This window comes from Streptomyces griseoviridis (genome assembly GCF_005222485.1).
In the GTDB taxonomy this organism is placed as follows: domain Bacteria; phylum Actinomycetota; class Actinomycetes; order Streptomycetales; family Streptomycetaceae; genus Streptomyces; species Streptomyces hintoniae.
Window position 1 is genome coordinate 1804782 of record NZ_CP029078.1, and the last position, 17165, is coordinate 1821946.

Below are 17165 nucleotides of genomic sequence, written 5' to 3' on the forward strand. Positions count from 1 at the left end.
CCCGGTGGACGATGACAGCCGCACGGCCCGCTGGGAACGGCGCATGGAGATCCCCCTCTCCGTGGCGTCGATGGTCTATCTCGCCTCGTACGCGGTACGGGTCCTCGCGGTCGGGCTGCCGCGGGGCTGGCTCGACCTCTGCCTGGCGGTGACGTACGCCACGTGGGCGGTGTTCGTCGTCGACTACGCGGTGCGCTGGCGGCTGAGCGGGCAGGGGCCGCGGTTCGTGCGCACGCACTGGCTGGACACGATCGTGCTGCTCCTGCCGTTGCTGCGGCCGCTGCGGGTCGTCCAGATCTACCAGCGCGTCCAGGACCGGCGCGGCAAGCCCCGGCTGGCCTCCAGGCGCGGGTGATGTTCTACGCGGGGCTGAGCACCGTACTGCTCGGCTTCGCGGGCTCGCTCGCCGTCTACCAGCAGGAGCGGTACGCGCCGGGGGCGACGATGACGACGTTCGGGGACGCCCTCTGGTGGGCCTGCTCGACCTTCGCGACCGTCGGCTACGGGGACGTCGTGCCGGTGACCCCGCTGGGCCGGGTCATCGCGGTCGGCATGATGGCGGGCGGTCTGGCCCTGCTGGGCGCGGTGACGGGGTCGTTCTCGTCATGGCTGCTCCAGGTCTTCGCCCGGGAGGGCGACGAGAAGCCCCCGGGGGTGTGACACCCCCGGGGGCTTCTCCACGGCCGTACCGCCGGGCGGGCACGAGAGACCCGGCGGCGGGCACCAGGCGCCCGGCGAAGGCAGACCCGCAGGTCAGACCTGCGCCCGCTCCTCGACCACCTTGGCGATCTTGGCGATGGCCTCGTCGAACGGGATGCCGTTCTCCTGCGAGCCGTCCCGGTAGCGGAACGAGACCGTCTCCGCGTTCATGTCGTCGTCACCGACGATGATCATGAACGGCACCTTCTGCCGCTGCGCGTTGCGGATCTTCTTCTGCATGCGGTCCGACGACGAGTCGACCTCGACCCGCAGGCCCTTCCGCTTGGCCGCCGTCGCGAACTTCTCCAGGTACTCGACGTGCGCGTCCCCGATCGGGATGCCCACCGCCTGCACCGGCGCGAGCCAGGCCGGGAAGGCGCCCGCGTAGTGCTCGAGGAGCACCGCGAAGAACCGCTCGATGGAGCCGAACAGGGCGCGGTGGATCATCACCGGGCGCTGCTTGGAGCCGTCGGGGCCGGTGTACTCCAGGTCGAAGCGCTCGGGCAGGTTGAAGTCGAGCTGGACGGTCGACATCTGCCAGGTGCGGCCGATGGCGTCCTTGGTCTGCACGGAGATCTTCGGCCCGTAGAAGGCGGCGCCGCCCGGGTCGGGGACCAGCGGCAGCCCCTGCTTCTCGGCGACCGAGCGGAGCGTCTCGGTGGCCTCCTCCCAGACCTCGTCGGAGCCGACGAACTTCTCCGGGTCCTTGGTGGACAGCTCCAGGTAGAAGTCGGTGAGGCCGTAGTCGCGCAGCAGGTTCAGGACGAAGGTGAGCGTCTTGTCCAGCTCGTCCGCCATCTGCTCCTTGGTGCAGTAGATGTGCGCGTCGTCCTGGGTGAAGCCGCGGGCGCGGGTGAGGCCGTGCACGACGCCGGACTTCTCGTACCGGTACACGGTCCCGAACTCGAAGAGGCGCAGCGGCAGTTCGCGGTAGGAGCGGCCGCGCGCGTCGAAGATCAGGTTGTGCATCGGGCAGTTCATGGGCTTGAGGTAGTAGTCCACGCCCTCGTCGAGCTGCATGGGCGGGTACATGCCGTCGGCGTACCAGTCCAGGTGCCCGGACGTCTCGAAGAGCTTCCCCTTCGTCGCGTGCGGGGTGTAGACGAACTCGTAGCCCTCCTCCTCGTGGCGGCGCCGCGAGTAGTCCTCCATCACCCGGCGGATGATGCCGCCCTTGGGGTGGAAGACGGCGAGGCCCGAGCCGATCTGCTCGGGGATGGAGAACAGGTCGAGTTCGCTGCCGAGCTTGCGGTGGTCGCGCTTCTCGGCCTCGGCGAGGAAGTCGAGGTACGCCTTCAGCTCGTCCTTGGACGGCCAGGCGGTGCCGTAGATGCGCTGGAGCATCGGGTTCTTCTCGCTGCCGCGCCAGTAGGCGGCGGCGTTGCGCATCAGCTTGAACGCCGGGATGAGGCGGGTGGAGGGCAGGTGGGGGCCTCGGCAGAGGTCCTTCCAGCACAGCTCACCGGTCTTGGCGTCCAGGTTGTCGTAGATCGTCAGCTCGCCCGCGCCGACCTCGACGTCGGCGCCGTCGTCGGAGGAGGCGGCGCCCTTGAGGCCGATCAGCTCCAGCTTGTACGGCTCGTCGGCGAGTTCCTCGCGGGCGGCCTCGTCGGTGACGACGCGGCGGGAGAACTTCTGCCCGCGCTTCTGGATCTCCTGCATCTTCTTCTCGACGGCCTTGAGGTCCTCGGGCGTGAACGGCTTCTCGACGTCGAAGTCGTAGTAGAAGCCGTCCTTGACCGGCGGGCCGATGCCCAGCTTGGCGTCGGGGAAGATCTCCTGCACGGCCTGCGCCATGACGTGCGCGGTGGAGTGGCGCAGGATGTTCAGGCCGTCCTCGGAGGTGATCTCCACGGGCTCGACGGTGTCGCCGTCGCGCACCTCGTGGGCCAGGTCCTTCAGCTCGCCCGCGATCCGGGCGGCGACGATCGAACGCTCACCGGCGAAGAGGTCGGCGGCCGTGGTGCCCGTCGTCACCACACGCTCGTCCCGCTCGGAATCGCGTTGGATGATCACACGGACGTCTGACACCGGTCTCTCCTGACTGAAGGGGGGTGCGGCGCCATACCAGGAGCGCGCGCAGGAGTGGATCGTACCGACCCGGACCGGCCGACCGCGAAACGGTTACCGGCCGTGGCCGCTCAGTCGCACTCGTCCCCGCCGCACGCCTCGCCGAAGAAGTCGAGGTTCTCCTGGAGCGATTTCATCAGCCGGTCCCGCTCCGATTCGTCCACCTGTACGGGGACGACGCCGGCGGCGCCGGTCAGCCGCCGGAAGCCGCCCCGCCGCTCCAGACGGCCCTGCACCCGCACCGGCAGCCCGACGAGGTGGGCGTGGCCGGCGATCCGGTAGTCCTCCTCGCCGAGGGTGACGCGGAGGTACGGGACGTCGGCGCCCGCGATCACCCGCAGCCGTATCCCGCCCTCGCCGCGCGGCCCCGAGCGGCGCATCCGTTCGACGGTGCCGGTGACGCGCACCGGCACGGACGGTTCGCCGCGCAGGTAGCGGACGCCGGCCTCGCGCAGCGCGGGCAGGTCGCCCGGCGAGAACTCGACGGGCTCGGCGGTGGCCGCGCAGCCCTCGGGGACACCGGCGGCGGGCGCCCACTCGACGGCGACGCGGGCGCCCTCGGTGCCGCGCACGAGGGCGATCAGGGCGTCGGTGAGTTCGCGGCTCGCGCCGGCCTCGACGGCGCCGTCGAAGGCGTCCATGCGGCCGGTGGCCCGCCGGTAGTCGACGGCCTCGCGGACGGCGTACAGGGCCTGGTGGAGGCGGACGGCGAGGGGGCGGGCGGGGGCGACGGGCGCGAAGGCGGTGAGCCGGTCGCCGCCGGTGCCCGAGCCGACGAGGACGCGGTCGAGGAGAGTGGCGGCGGCATGCCGGTGGCGGGCGCCGTGGTAGCCGGCCCTGGCCTGGGCGGCGAGCGCGCCGGCCAGGAGCATCTGCCGTGCGGCGGACCGCAGTTGCTCCTCGACGGTCCAGGGCGTGCTGTCGGCGGGCCCGGTCGGGGTCTCCCGCCACCAGCGGATCTCGTCGCTGGGCACGGCGAGGGCGACGAGCACCTCGCGGGCGGCGGGGGTGCCGCTGCGGGCGAGGGCGAGGAGCGCCTCGCCGAGCAGGTCGTCGCTGTCGGGGAAGGAGTGCGTCTCGGGCACGAGCAGGCTGGTGCCCGAGCCGCCCGGCCCCGGCGGGGTCCAGCGGCCGTAGCGGCCGGCCGCGCCGCCGCGCCGCCGCCAGCCGTGCCGGAGCAGCAGGGCGCCGAGGACGGCGGGGTCGACCTGGTCGGGTGCGGGGGCCCGCTGCCAGGCGGCGTCCGCGGAGGTCTCGACGGGGTGCGGCCTGCCCGGCCGCAACGGCTCGTGGAGCGGGCGGTGCGTCATGGCCTGCCTCCGGTCCCGACCCGCGCCATGATCGCGCACAGCGCCCGGTCGTCGAAGATGCGCGCGGTCGGGATCCGCACGGTGGTCCGGGTCCGGCCGGTGACGGGGTGGCCGGCGAGGTTGACCCAGTAGCAGCAGTGCCGCAGGTCGAGGTGGTCGTGGTCGGCGCGCAGCCAGTCGTCCTGGGAGCGCGGGACGAGCATCACGACGAGGATCTTGTGGACGGAGACGGGGGTCCTGGCGAGTTTGCGCAGGTGGTCGTTTTCCAGGGTGAAGGCGAAGGACGGCCCCTGGGGGCGCGGGGCGACCTGGTAGGTGCATTTGAGCTGCACCTTGACGGTGACCTCGTCGTCCACGGTGTGTCCGGGTGAGCCGTGGCTGACGTGCCAGTCGATGCCGTTGTCGGGGAACGGCTGGGACAGTGAGCAGCCCGCGGCGGCGGCGACCGCGTGCAGATAGCCGACCTGCAAGGTCTCCATGCAGGCGGTGGTGGCGAGGGTGCCGCGATGTGGGCCCGTGCGTTCGGGCAGCAGCCCGCTGCGCTCGGGCTGGGCTATCGCCATGACGAACAGCCTTCCAAGCCAAGGGTTTCCCTGCGACGGGCCGCTGAACTGCAAAGACCCGTACTCCTGTTGTGTCCTCCCGGCGTACGGCGCAAACGGCCCGGGTATCACCAAACAGGCAGAAGACGGAACGTCAGCTGCCGTGGGTGAACGAGGAGTTGGGTTGGGATGACGTGCTGGTACGAAGGGCCGCTCGCGGCCTTCGACACGGAGACCACGGGTGTGGACGTCGAGTCCGACCGGATCGTCTCGGCGGCCGTGGTCGTCCAGGACGCCCCGGGTACCCGTCCGCGGGTGGCCCGTTGGCTGGTCAACCCGGGTGTTCCGGTGCCGGAGGCGGCGACCGCGGTGCACGGGCTGACGGACGAGCATCTGCGGCGCAACGGCCGGTGGCCCGCGCCCGTGGTGCTGGAGATAGCGGACGCGCTGGCCGAGCAGGCGGCCCTGCGCAGGCCGCTGGTGGTGATGAACGCGCCGTTCGATCTGACGCTGCTCGACCGGGAGTTGCGGCGGCACCGGGCGTCGTCGCTCGACCGCTGGTTCGAGGCGACGCCGCTGCGGGTGCTTGACCCGCGGGTGCTGGACAAGCATCTGGACCGGTACCGCAAGGGCCGGCGGACGCTGACGGATCTGTGCGCGCACTACGAGGTGACGCTGGAGGGCGCGCACGACGCGGGCGCGGACGCCCTGGCGGCGCTCGAGGTGGTGCGGGCGCTCGGCCAGCGGTTCGCGACCCGCCTCGAACGGCTCTCCCCCGGTGAGTTGCACACGTTGCAGACGACGTGGCACGCGGCGCAGGCGCGCGGTCTGCAGGCGTGGTTCGCGCGCAGTGGTACACCGGAGACGGTGGATCCGGCGTGGCCGCTGCGACCGGAGCTGTCGGCGGCGGCCTGAACAGCGGAGAGCCGGTCCGTCGGGGACGGACCGGCTCTCTCCCGGGTGGGCGATACTGGGTTCGAACCAGTGACCTCTTCGGTGTGAACGAAGCGCTCTCCCACTGAGCTAATCGCCCGGGAACGCACTGAACCATACAGCGGTTCCCGGCGTTCCTTCAAACCGCTTCCAGGTGGGCGGCGAGTCCGCGCCGCCCGGCCCGCATCATCAGCCGGTGGTTGGCGCGGAACACCGGCCGGCCGGGGACGGCGAACCGTCTGAGGAGCGCCCTGCGGACGTCGACCTCCTGGTCGTAGCGGGCGAGGGTGCCGGTGCCGTGCGCGGTGACGGTCCAGCGGGCCCAGCCTTCGAGGTCGCCGGTGAGGGAGATCTCCAGGATGCCCGCCGCGGGGTCTCGGCGGGTCTCACGGGCGGTGAAGGTGAGGGTGTAGGGCAGCAGGGCGCGCACCCGGACGACGCCGCTGGTCCCGTCGGTGCGGGTCACCCGGCGCACCTGCGGCCACCAGCGGGGATAGTCCTCGGCCCGTTCGAGGGCCCGGTACACGGCGGCCGGGGGCGCGGCCAGCGTCCAGCGGCTGCGGAAGCGGTGGTGGGACCAGTCCATGGGGAGAGTGTGCCCTCGCGCGGGGGCGGCACCGGGTATCTGAGTACGGGGTGAGTACGCGCGCTCATGCCGGCCGGCGGGGCCTGGACCACACTCCGGGGCATGACACCTTTTCCGCCACCGGCCGAGGAGCTGCGGCTGATCGACGCCGAGCTGTATCAACTGGACGCCCGGCGGGCGCAGTTGCTGACGCGCAGGGCGTGGCTGATCGCGGCCCTCCACCGGCAGGCGCCGCCCCCGGCGCCACCGCGCCCCGAGACCGGCGCGCCTCGCGTGCAGAACGTGCTGCTGCTGCTCGGCGGGGTGCTGCTGGCGCTCGCGGCGGTGGCGTTCACGCTGGTCGGCTGGGGCCAGCTGGGCATCGCGTGGCGGGCCGTGGTGCTGGGCGCGGTGACGCTCGCGGTGCTGGCGGCGCCGGTGGCGCTGCTGCGGCGGGGGCTCGCGGCGACGGCGGAGTCGGTGGCGGGTCTCGGCCTCGCGCTGACGGCCCTGGACGCGTACGCGCTGCACGAGACGGCACTGAGGGCCACGGACGGCACGGGGTACGCGGCGGCCGCGACGGCGGTACTGGCACTGGTGTGGTCGGGGTACGGCGCGGCCCTGGGCGCGGGGGCGGGGGCGGGACGTCGGCTGCGGCTTGCGGGCGGTTCGGGGACACGGGTGCCGTCGTCGGACGGCGACGGGCCGGGGACGCCGCCGGGCGGCACGGAGGCCACCGGATCGGGGATGCCGTCGATGGGTGCGGAGGCCACCGGATCGGGGATGGCGGCGGACGGCACGAAGGCCACCGGGTCGCGGACGCCTTCGGGCGACGCGAAGGCCACCGGGCCGGGAACACCGTCGGCGGGTGCGGAAGCCGCCTGGTCGCGGACACCGGCGGACGGCACGAAGGCCACCGGGCCGGGAACGCCTTCGGGCGACGCGAAGGCCACCGGGCCGGGAACACCGTCGGTGGGCGCGGAGGCCACCGGGTCGCGGACGCCTTCGGGCGACGCGAAGGCCACCGGGTCGCGGACACCGGCGGACGGCACGGAGGCCACCGGGTCGCGGACACCGTCTGACTGCCGGGCCGTCCTGCGGCTGCCGTTGCCCGCCGCCCTGTCGGTGGGCCAACTCCCGCTGCTGCTTGCGGCGTTGGCGGCGGGCGCCGGTCCGTACACGTGGGCGGCGGTGCTGCTGGTGACGGCCGTGGCGGACACGGTGGTGGCGTTCCGGTGTGCCGGTGGCGCGGTCCGGGTGGTCGCGCTGGTCGGGGCGTACGGCGCGGGCGGCTGGGCGGCGCTGGCGGCGGGCTGGTTCTCGTGGGTCGCCGTCGATCTGTCGGGCGCCGCGCGGGCCACCGCGCTGCTGGCCCTGCTGGCGGGGCTCGCGCTGGCCGCCGCCCGGCGGCTCGCGGACGCGTCGCGGGCGACGGCGCACGCGCTGCTCGGCGGGCTGCTGCTGGTGGCATCGGCGGGTACCGTCCCGCACGCGTTCCTGCCGTCGGGCTGGCCGGTACCGGTCCATCTGGCCCTGGGTGTCGCTCTGTTGGCGGCCGTGCGGGTCCCGCTGACCGGGCCGGTGCTCCGCGGTCTGCTGGGGGCGTCGGCGGTGGTGCAGGCCCTGGCGCTGCTGTGGGTGGTGCCGGTCGTCGCCGTGGCGGTGCTGGGTCCGGTGTCCTGGGTGGGCGGGGTCTGGTCGGGCGCTCCCGCCGACGCGCGGACGGCGGTGGCGGCGGGCGGCCTCTGGCCTCCGCACGCGTGGACGGCGCCGGTGGTGCTGCTGTCGGTGGCCGCGGTGCTCGCCCTCGCGGTCCGTGACGCGGCGTGGCGTCCGCGAGCGCTGACGGCCGCCCTCTGTCTGACCTGGGCGGCGCTCCTCACCCTGCCCGCGGTCCTCCAACTCCCCTTCCTGGCCGCGCTGTCGGTGCAGTTCCTGGCCACGGCGGCGCCGCTCCTGACGGCCAGGACCCGGCTGCCGGGGCTGGTCCTCGCGCAGGTCGCCGCCGTCCTGCTCGTCTGCTCGGCGCTGGCGACGCGGACCGCGACCCTGACCGTGCTGGCGGCGCTGGCCCTGCTGTTCGCGGCCGGGTGCCGGTCCGTCGACCGCAGGGTCTGCGCGGCGCCGGCCGCGCTGGTGTACGCCGCCGTGCTGGTCGTCGCGTCGGGCGCCGCCGCCGGCTGGTCGCCCGCGCACACGGCGCTGCCGCTGCTGTCCGTACCGGCCGTCGCCGCGCTGCTCGCCGCCCGGCTCGGGGCCGTCTCCCGGGCCACCGTGCCGGTGGAGGCGGCCGGCGCGGCGGCGGGGCTGCTCGCGGTCGGCCTGGCGGCGCCCGACCCGGCGTCGCTCTCCCTGGTCCTCGGTCTGTGCGGGGTGATCGCCGCGGGGACGGCGGCCCGTGCCGGCCGGCGCTTCGTCGGCGTCCCGGCGACCGGTCTGTTCGTGCTGGCCGTGTGGGTGCGGCTGGCGGCGTGGGGCGTGGCGGCCCCGGAGGCGTACACCCTGCCGGTGTCGGTGCCCGCGCTGCTGGTCGGGGCGGTGCGCAGGAGGCGTGATCCGCTGCTGTCGTCGTGGACGGCGTACGGTCCTGGGCTCGCCTTCACCCTGATGCCGAGCCTGGTGACGGCCTGGGCCGAGCCGTACGCGACGCGTCCGCTGTTGCTGGGCGCGGCGGCCCTGCTGGTCACGCTGCTGGGCGCCCGCCACCGGCTGCAAGCGCCCCTGGTGTTCGGCGGTGCGGTGCTCGTGCTGGTGGCGCTGCACGAACTCGGGCCCTATCTGGCGCAGTTGGCGGGGGTGCTGCCCCGTTGGGTGCCTCCCGCGCTCGCCGGAGTGCTGCTGCTCGCCGTCGGCGCGACGTACGAGCGGCGCATCCGGGACGTCCGGCGGGTGCGGGAGGTCCTGGGGCGGATGAGCTAGCCGGTGCGACGGGGCTCGGGCCCGGCGTGGTGGGGCCGCCGGTGCCCGAGCCCGCCGGTCACGACGGCATCCGGTCGCCGAGCAGGGCGAGGTTCTCGATGGCGGCGAGGCCGTAGAGCGCGGTGTCGTTGGTGGAGATCCAGCTCGCCTCGGCGCCCTCCACCAGCGCGGCGGGGCCGGTCAGTTTCTCCGTCTTCCAGGGCGCGGACTCCAGATATCCGTCGGAGGCGTAGAACTTGGTCCACGCCCGGGTGGCGAGGGCCGCGTCGCCGGTCTTGACGGCCGCGTACGCGTCGAGGCGCGAGTGGCCCTGGAACAGCAGCAGGGTGCCGAAGTTGGAGCCGTACCTGGCGGCCTGTTCGGTCTTGCTGGCGTTGAAGTAGCGGCAGTAGTCGTAGTACGCCTGGTTGAACTCCGGCATGTCGACGAGGTCGATGAGTTCGGCGCAGAGTTCGTTGAGGCCGAACACGGCGGAGAGGTGGGACACCGACACCACCGGGCTGTCGGCGACGGCGAACCTCCCGGTGTCGAGGTCGTACAGGCCGCTGCCCTGGACGAATCCGTTGGGCTGGGCGGCGATGGTCTCCATGGTGGACAGGACGCGGGCCCTGGCCTTCTCCCACTTGGGGCCCTTGCGTTCCCACTCGGTGAGCCAGGCCGACACCAGGCCGCTCCAGTCGGTGCCGAAGCCGATGGACAGGGCGTGCCGGTCGGGGGTGTAGGGCTCGGTGCGGATCTTGCGGATGGGGTCGAGGCCGAGGAACGTCTCGTCGGAGTCGACGTTGGCGTGCATGAGGTCGCCGACGCGTTCGTCGGCGGTGAGGAAGTAGTAGTAGCGGCGGTAGGTGGTGTTGGCGATGCGCTGCTGCTTGGCGCTGTCGGCGTAGTGCTGGACCCCGTGCCGGGTGCCGAGGCCCGCCCATTCGCCGAGGTGGTAGACGTCGACCTCGCCGGTGTGCCGGGTCATCGCCTCGGCGAAGCGGAAGATGTCGGCGCGGCCCGAGCGCAGGTACGCGAACCAGAGCCAGAGGTCGGGCGAGAGTTCGGAGTTGTCCCAGGCGTAGCCGCCGATGTCGTACCGCCACTGGTGCCGGACGGTGTCGTAGGTGTGCATGATGTCGCCGTAGTCCCAGAAGCCGTACCAACGGCGCTGCTCCACCTGGTCCTTGTAGTAGGTGAAGAGGAAGTCGAGGTGGTCCTCGATCTTCGCCTTGGCGGGCGTGGAGCGGTCCGGCTCGGAGTACAGTCCCGGGCCGAAGACCTTGGCCTTGATGAGCTGCCTGGGCGGCGCGGCGAGCTGCGGCAGCACCCGCACCGCCTCGACCTGTTCGGCGAGTTGCTCCGGGGTGGGCGTGGACGCGTTGGCCCAGAAGAGGAGTTCGGAGGTGCGGGCGATGCCGTAGGGGGTGCCGAACCCCGGTTCGTAGTCCTCGTAGGTGATGTTGAGCCCTTCGAGCTGTTCGGCGTAGCTGTCCTGGCCCATGCCGTCGTGGTAGAAGCGCAGGTCCATCGGCTGGGCCTCGGGCGACCAGAGCCAGAGGGTGACCTCGGCGGTGTCGGTGTGGGCGTCGCGGATGTCGAGCTGGGCCGGGTGCTTCTCCCAGAAGTCCCGCAGCCCGAAGGAGAGTCCGCCGCTCGCGCCGCCGACGTAGCCGAAGCCGGAGGCGCGTCGGCCGCCGCCGGCGCCGATCCAGCCGTGGCCCTTGGTGGTGCGCTTGCGCAGGGTGAAGCCGTCGGCGGAGAGCTGGGAGAGGGTGTAGTCGCCCCACTCGGGGATGTACTGGAGGCGGGTGGTGACCCGCTGGTCCCAGGTGGCGGGGTCGGGCAGTTTCCTGCCCGCGTACTGCGCCTCCTGGACGGCCGCGCCGGGGTCGCGGCGCAGTCCGGTGATGCCCTTGACGGCTTCCCTCAGCAGTCCTGTGCCCTCGCCGCCGATGCGGATGTGCCGGTCGTAGCTCTCGTCGCGCATCGGGACGTCGAAGCGGACGCCGAGGCCGCGGATGAAATCACCGCTCGCCTTCCCCGGTTCCTGTTTGCCGTCGAAGGTGACGGTGTGCACCATGCGGAAGGAGTCGGCGCCCGCGTAGAAGTAGAAGCGGATGGAGAACGGCAGCCAACTCCGGCTGCCCTTGCGGTGTTTGCCGTCGACGCGGAGGACGGCGCGGACCGGTCCCTCCTGTTCGACGGTGACCTTGTCGATGGCGCTCTCGAACCGTTCGTACTTGATGGTGCCCTGGTCGCCGTCCTCGATCTCGGGCTGCCGCAGCAGCACCAGGCGGCCGTTCCTGGCGATCTCGGTGGTACCGCGGGTCACCGATTTGACCAGGGTGGCACCGGAGTTGCCGAATCTGGCGGTGATGACCCCGGTCGCGACGGTGACGGCGCCGCCGCGCTTGTCGACGGTGACCTTCTGGGCGGGGGCGGTCGCGGTGCCGGCGCTGAGGCTGAGCTTTCCCTTGCCCGAACTGACGGCGTGCGCGGTCCACTTGAGGGAACCGTCGGGCCAGTAGGCGAGCGGCCAGGACTGTACGGGGACGGCCGCGCCGGTGGCGTCGGTGAGCGCGAAGGTCTGGTCGGCGGGGTAGGTGCCCTTGGGCCAGGGGACGCCGACGGTGGAGCCGGGCGCGGCGCCGAGACCGCCATCCTCCAGCCAGTCCAGGGTCACGGGGTCGCCGTCCGCGGCTCCGGCGCTCGGCGCGGCCTGCGCCTGCTTGGCGCCGAGTGCCCAGCTGAACTGGGCCGCGGCGCCCGCGACGGCCGCCGCCTTGAGGAGGGACCTGCGGGGGATCGAAGACATGAGAGGTCAGCCTTTCGTCCGTGCGGGAGTCGATTGCCAGGTGCATGACACAGCAGGACGCGGCGCCGAGGCGCCGGTCCGGTGGAAGAACCGCCCGTCAGCGGCGGCGGTGGCGCTCCTCGACAGCGAGCGCGGCCGCCGCGACGGCTCCCAGGACGGGAACCGCCAGCGGCGCGAGAAAGAGGGCCGACAGCGCCACGACGGCCAGCCCGCAGACGATCAGGAACGATCCGGCGGGATCGAGGACGGTACGGCGGCCGGCGTCCGCGAGCAGCCCCCGCCAGGAGGCGCCCGGCGTCCAGACGGCCGCCGCCCGCAGCAGCGCGACGGCCGAGCCGATCAGCGCGAAGAGGCCGACGGCGCCGACGAGCGGCCCGCCGGGCAGGCCGGCCCGCGCGGCCAGGACGTCCACCCAGACCGCGCCCGCCACCGCCCACCCGGCCAGCCCCACGGCCCATCCCGTGCGCCCGGCGGCACGGAAGTCCGCGACGAACTCCCGCCAGCCACCGGCCCTGTGGGTGGTGCGGCGCCGCAGGTGCCGGGCGCCCGCGGCGAACGCGGCGGGGTAGGTGACGATCCCCAGGCAGGCGAGGGCGATCCACACGCCGGTGAGCAGACATTCGGCGAAGACACCGAACCGTTCGGCGAACGCCGACTCCTTGCGGGCCTTCACCCGTGCTTGCGCCATCGTGACCGCCTCAGCCCTTGAGTCCGGAGGTCGCCATGCCGTCGATCAGATAGCGCTGGAAGGCCATGAAGAAGGCGATGACCGGCACCAGCGCCACCAGCGACATCGCGATCATGCTGCCGTAGTCGGAGATGCCCTCCTGGTCGCGGAACATCATCAGCCCCAGCGAGACGGTGTACTTGGAGGGCGTGTTGAGATAGATCAACGGGCCCATGAAGTCGTTCCAGGCGTTGATGAAGGTGAAGATGGCGCTGGTGATGACGGCCGGGCGGCACAGCGGCAGCACGATGGACCAGTAGGTCCGCAGATGACCGCAGCCGTCCAGCCGGGCGGCCTCGTCCAGCTCACGCGGCAGCGCGCGCATGAACTGCACCATCAGGAAGACGAAGAACGCCTCCGTGGCCAGGAACTTGCCGGCCACCAGCGGCACCAGCGTGTCGACCAGCTCCAGCTTCCGAAACAGCACGTACTGCGGGATCAGCAGGACGTGGTACGGCAGCAGCAGGGTGCCGATCATCATCGTGAACAGCAGGTTCCGCCCGGCGAACCCGATCTTGGCGAAGGCGTACGCGGTCAGCGAGCTGGAGACCACCACGCCGACCACCGCGAGCAGCGCGTACATCAGCGAGTTGACGAAGAAGCTGCTGACCGAGATCCCGGAGATCCCATCGGCGAGCCCCGAGAAGTTCGCCCAGACCGGCTTGGTGGGCAGCAGGTCGAGGCTGGCGACGATGTCCTTGCTCGGCTTGAACGAGGCGCCGAGCACCCAGATCACCGGGTAGAGGACGACCGCGAGGACGAGCAGCGCGCCGATGTGCCAGGCGAGCGATCCGGTGCGCCGCCGGGGACTCGTACCGCGCGCGACGGGGGTGGTGGCGGTGGTCACTTGGCGGCCTCCTCGTAGTGCACCCACTTCTTCTGCGACCAGAACAGCACCGCCGTGACGAGCGCCACCGCGACCACCAGCGTCCAGGCCATCGCGGAGGCGAAGCCCATCTGGGCCTCCTTGAAGCCCTTCTGGTAGAGGTAGCAGGTGTAGACGAGCGTGGCGTCGGCCGGCCCGCAGTAGGTGTTGGACACGACGTACGCGGAGCCGAACACCTGGAACGCGTGGATGGACTCCAGCAGCACGTTGAAGAACAGCACCGGGGAGATCATCGGCAGCGTGATGTTCCAGAACCGCCTCAGCGGTCCCGCCCCGTCCATCTCGGCGGCCTCGTACAGCTCCTGCGGGACCTGCTTGAGCCCGGCCAGGAAGATCACCATCGGGGCGCCGAACTGCCAGATGCTCAGCGCCACCAGGGCGTAGAGGACGTAGTCCGGGTTGCCGATCCAGCCGCCCACATCGATCCCGAAGACCTTCTGGGTGCGGTCCACGATCGCGTCGTCCGAGAAGAGGGCCCGCCACACGAAGCCCACCGAGACGCTGGCCCCGATCAGCGACGGCATGTAGAACGCCGCCCGGTACAGGCCCTCGCCGCGCCGCTTCTGCGCGAGCAGCAGCGCCACGCCCAGCGCGAGCAGCAGCTTCAGCGGGGTGGCCACGACCACGTACTTGAGCGTGACCTCCACCGACTTCTGCCAGCGCGGGTCGTGGAACATCGTGGTGAAGTTGTCGAGACCGATCCACCGCGGCGGGGTGAAGAGGTTGTAGCTGGTGAACGCGTAGTAGAGGGACGCGATCATCGGCCCCGCCGTGAGCAGCAGGAACCCCGCGATCCACGGCGACATGAAGAGATATCCGGCGAGGTTCTCGCGGCGCCGTCCGCGCCGTCCTGCGGGAGCGGCGGCCGGCCGCTTCCCCGCCGGACGCGCGGGCGCTTCCTTGACGAGCGTCATGGTGGTACGTCCCCTCAGCCCGCGAACGCGGCCTTGGCCTCGCTGAACAGCGTCTTGGCGGCGTCGGACGGCTTGGTCTTGCCCTGGGCGACCTCGCCGCCGATGCGCAGGAACGCCGCCTCGATGACGTCGGCGCCCGACGGGTGCGGTGTGATCTTCCCGAGGACGCCCTCGGCGGCGACCTTCTCCTCGTACGCCTTGACGCCCTTGTTGGTGGCCTCGGTGGGCGTGAAGGCGTCGTACTGCTCGGTGGTGGCGAGGATGCCCCGGTCGTAGCCCATGATCGCGCCGACCTCGGGGTCATGGACCATGAAGTCGATGAACTGGGCCACCTCCTTCGGGTGCTTGGTCCCGGAGAAGGCGCTGAGCATCAGCGAACCGAGGTACTGGCCGGTGTCCTTGCCGTCGGTGGTGGGGATCGGCGCGAGCCCGTAGTCCGACTCCCCCTCGCCCTCGTAGCGGATGGAGAAGTTGTCCCAGGTGAACTCGCTCGCGGCGAGCCCCGCCGAGAGGCCCGACTTGGGCTTGACCTGCTCGATCTTCTTCGGGTCGGCGACCAGCCCGGACTTCACGCGCTTGTAGCCGTCCTCCCACCACTGCGTCAGATCGTCCTCGGTGAAGCCGAGAGCGGTGTCGGTGAAGAACGCCTTGCCGTGCTGGCGCAGATACAGGTCGTACAGGTACATGATGCTGAAGTAACCGGTGTCACCGGCGATCTTCAGCTTGTCCTGGATCGTCTGGAGCGCCGCGAAGTAGTCGTCCCAGGTCCAGCCGAACTCCGGCGCCACACCGGCCTTCTTGAACGCCTTCAGGTCGACGACGAGCGACATGGTGTTGGCGCCGACCGGAATTCCGACCTGCTTTCCGTCGACCTGACCGTTCGCCAGAACTCCGTTGCGGAAGTTCTTCAGGTTCAGATTCCCGGAGTCCGCCTGGGACTTGAGGTCCATCAGCACACCGCGCTTGTCGTACTTGCGCAGGAACCCGACCGCATTCTGGAAAACGTCCGGGGGATTGCCGCCGGACGCCTGGGTCTGGAACTTCTCCCAGAACGCCTCATAATCCGTGAATTCGGGCTTGACCTTGATCTTCGGGAACTTCTTCTCGAACAGCGCGATCGTCTTCTTGATCGCGATGGCCCGCGGCTCCCCGCCCCACCACGCGTAACGGATCGTCACGGTTCCGTCGGCGGACGTACCCCCGTCGCCGCCGCATCCGGTCGTCGCGGCCAGTCCCAGGACGGCCGCGGAAGCCCCGGCCGCCTTGAGGATCGTACGCCTCTCAACATTCCTGCTGGTACCCACGTTCGGGCCCTCCCCTGGCGTCGTTGCCACATGCATGAATCGTTTCAAGTAAGCGCTTGCTGGCACAAGTTACGGAGGGGGCAAGGGTGCGTCAATGATTCGGACAAGAATTTCTTGCCGACCGGCCGCGCGCCCCGCCCGCCCGAGGCCGCGGCCCTGGTCGAAAGCCGCGACGACGGCGCAGGTGAGAGGCGTGCGATCGACCCGCCGAACAGCCCGTGGCACGACGGACTGAAGTGACCCCAGGCCGAAAACCGTCCGCCCGATCCGGTCCCGCGCGCCACCCGGCGCACGGACGGTCACGCATGGTCGAACGGCGGGACGGCGGGACGGCGGCGGTGACGGCTGCGGGGACGCGGGGCGCTGGGCGCTGGGCGCGGGGCGCTGGGCGAACGCACGGGCAAGGTCGGTGCGGGCGTCGAGGGCAGGGCGGCGTGGGGCCACGCAGGCGGAGACGGCAGCGCCCTGCGTGTGCGCCCAGGTCAGGTCGGCGCGGGCGGGCGCGGCTGAGACCCGGGCGGGCTCGGAGGACGGGCGGGCTCGGAGGACGGGCAGGCTCGAAGGACGGGCAGGCTCGAAGGACGGGCGGGCGCCGAGGCCGGGGCGGGCTCGGAGGACGGGCCGCACGGGAACCGGACACCGCGCTGTCCGCCGGGCCCGCGCTGCGATCCGCACGGCGCGATCGACACCGCGCCCGTCTTCCCGCCCCCGCCGGCGCTGCGGCGGCCCTCTCCGCGCGGTCGAGCACCGCACCCGCCGTCCCCGGCTCAGGCCGGTGCACAGCGTGCCAGAACGGCGACGGCCCCTCCGCTGTGAGGCGGAGGGGCCGTCGGTCCGGGTGGGCGATACTGGGTTCGAACCAGTGACCTCTTCGGTGTGAACGAAGCGCTCTCCCACTGAGCTAATCGCCCGGACGCAGGGAGAACATTACCCCATGTCAGCGGGTGCCTGTGACCGGCTGGAGCCGGTCGGCGACGCTCCCGTGGATCACTGGTCCGTGATGTTCCAGGGCATCTCCAGGCCGAACTTCCACACGTAGACGGCGATCAGCGCGCCCGCGATCACGCACCCGATCGCGGTCAGCGTGATGTTGCGCCGGCGGACCCGGGGGTCGAGCGCCTTCTGGGCGGCCTCGGTGACCTTGCGCTTGGTCCAGCGCAGCGCCAGCTGGGCCCAGACGAACTCGGTCGCCCAGATCGCCATGCCGGCGAAGATCACCAGCCAGCCGGGGCCCGGCAGCGGCAGCATGATGATGCCGGCGACGACCACCGCGAGGCCGATCAGGAAGACCCCGACCTGCCAGCTCAGATGCAGCGCCCTGCGGGCCTTGACGAACTCGGGCGCCCGCGATCCGAGCTTCTGCGGCTCGTCCGCGCCGCCGGTGTCGGCGCCCGTCAGGTCCGTCGCCACGGCGCTCTCGCCGGGCCGGTCACTCCCCGTATCCATACAGCCAAACTTTACCCGACGGAAACCAGTCACCGGAATGGGCGTACCACGCG

Annotated in this window: 12 protein-coding genes, 2 tRNA genes and 1 pseudogene; 3 read left to right on the top strand and 12 right to left on the bottom strand. The window is 71.8% G+C overall.

Annotated elements, in window-relative coordinates; all coding sequences use genetic code 11:
• Positions 1–4 precede the first annotated feature (4 nt).
• Positions 5–660: pseudogene (locus DDJ31_RS07030) on the top strand (potassium channel family protein).
• Positions 661–753: 93 nt separating this feature from the next.
• On the opposite strand, the gene thrS reads toward DDJ31_RS07030, so the two are convergent.
• From thrS to DDJ31_RS07045, 3 genes are all read right to left on the bottom strand, one after another.
• Positions 754–2730 carry a threonine--tRNA ligase gene (gene thrS / locus DDJ31_RS07035; protein WP_127181150.1) on the bottom strand — a complete coding sequence of 659 codons (1977 nt, stop codon included), beginning with the start codon at positions 2728–2730 and terminating at the stop codon, positions 754–756.
• A 110-nt stretch (positions 2731–2840) separates the two neighbouring features.
• The gene (locus DDJ31_RS07040; RefSeq protein ID WP_127181149.1) at positions 2841–4079 is read right to left on the bottom strand and encodes a hypothetical protein; all 1239 of its coding nucleotides are present in this window, start codon (positions 4077–4079) and stop codon (positions 2841–2843) included.
• Positions 4076–4642, bottom strand: coding sequence for a DUF4365 domain-containing protein (locus DDJ31_RS07045; RefSeq protein WP_127181148.1), 567 nt, complete (start codon positions 4640–4642; stop codon positions 4076–4078). The genes DDJ31_RS07040 and DDJ31_RS07045 overlap by 4 nt, the downstream gene beginning before the upstream one ends.
• Positions 4643–4810: 168 nt before the next feature.
• Between DDJ31_RS07045 and DDJ31_RS07050 the strand changes: the two genes are divergently transcribed.
• The gene (locus DDJ31_RS07050) at positions 4811–5536 is read left to right on the top strand and encodes a 3'-5' exonuclease (RefSeq protein WP_127181147.1); all 726 of its coding nucleotides are present in this window, start codon (positions 4811–4813) and stop codon (positions 5534–5536) included.
• A gap of 46 nt (positions 5537–5582) precedes the next feature.
• Here the strand turns inward: DDJ31_RS07050 and DDJ31_RS07055 are convergent.
• Both DDJ31_RS07055 and DDJ31_RS07060 read right to left on the bottom strand, forming a co-directional pair.
• Positions 5583–5654: transfer RNA gene (locus DDJ31_RS07055), tRNA-Val, on the bottom strand.
• Positions 5655–5693: 39 nt separating this feature from the next.
• Positions 5694–6140 carry an SRPBCC family protein gene (locus DDJ31_RS07060; protein ID WP_127181146.1) on the bottom strand — a complete coding sequence of 149 codons (447 nt, stop codon included), beginning with the start codon at positions 6138–6140 and terminating at the stop codon, positions 5694–5696.
• 102 nt (positions 6141–6242) lie between these two features.
• Between DDJ31_RS07060 and DDJ31_RS07065 the strand changes: the two genes are divergently transcribed.
• A complete protein-coding gene (locus DDJ31_RS07065) occupies positions 6243–9038 on the top strand; it encodes an SCO7613 C-terminal domain-containing membrane protein (protein WP_164785028.1) in 2796 nt (931 codons plus the stop codon).
• Positions 9039–9096: 58 nt separating this feature from the next.
• On the opposite strand, the gene DDJ31_RS07070 is transcribed toward DDJ31_RS07065, so the two are convergent.
• The 7 genes from DDJ31_RS07070 to DDJ31_RS07100 form a co-directional block, all read right to left on the bottom strand.
• The gene (locus DDJ31_RS07070) at positions 9097–11835 is read right to left on the bottom strand and encodes a Tat pathway signal sequence domain protein (protein WP_127181144.1); all 2739 of its coding nucleotides are present in this window, start codon (positions 11833–11835) and stop codon (positions 9097–9099) included.
• Positions 11836–11932: 97 nt separating this feature from the next.
• Positions 11933–12523, bottom strand: a complete 591-nt coding sequence (locus DDJ31_RS07075; RefSeq protein ID WP_127181143.1) for a hypothetical protein — start codon at positions 12521–12523, stop codon at positions 11933–11935.
• Positions 12524–12533: 10 nt separating this feature from the next.
• Complete coding sequence (locus tag DDJ31_RS07080) at positions 12534–13409, bottom strand: carbohydrate ABC transporter permease (RefSeq protein WP_127181142.1); 876 nt, start codon at positions 13407–13409, stop codon at positions 12534–12536.
• Positions 13406–14362 carry a carbohydrate ABC transporter permease gene (locus DDJ31_RS07085; protein WP_127181141.1) on the bottom strand — a complete coding sequence of 319 codons (957 nt, stop codon included), beginning with the start codon at positions 14360–14362 and terminating at the stop codon, positions 13406–13408. Before DDJ31_RS07085 ends, DDJ31_RS07080 begins: the two co-directional genes overlap by 4 nt.
• 14 nt (positions 14363–14376) lie before the next feature.
• The gene (locus tag DDJ31_RS07090) at positions 14377–15666 is read right to left on the bottom strand and encodes an ABC transporter substrate-binding protein (RefSeq protein ID WP_127181140.1); all 1290 of its coding nucleotides are present in this window, start codon (positions 15664–15666) and stop codon (positions 14377–14379) included.
• Positions 15667–16505: 839 nt separating this feature from the next.
• Positions 16506–16577 (bottom strand) — tRNA-Val (locus DDJ31_RS07095).
• A gap of 76 nt (positions 16578–16653) precedes the next feature.
• Positions 16654–17112, bottom strand: coding sequence for a TIGR02611 family protein (locus tag DDJ31_RS07100; protein WP_127181139.1), 459 nt, complete (start codon positions 17110–17112; stop codon positions 16654–16656).
• Positions 17113–17165 lie beyond the last annotated feature (53 nt).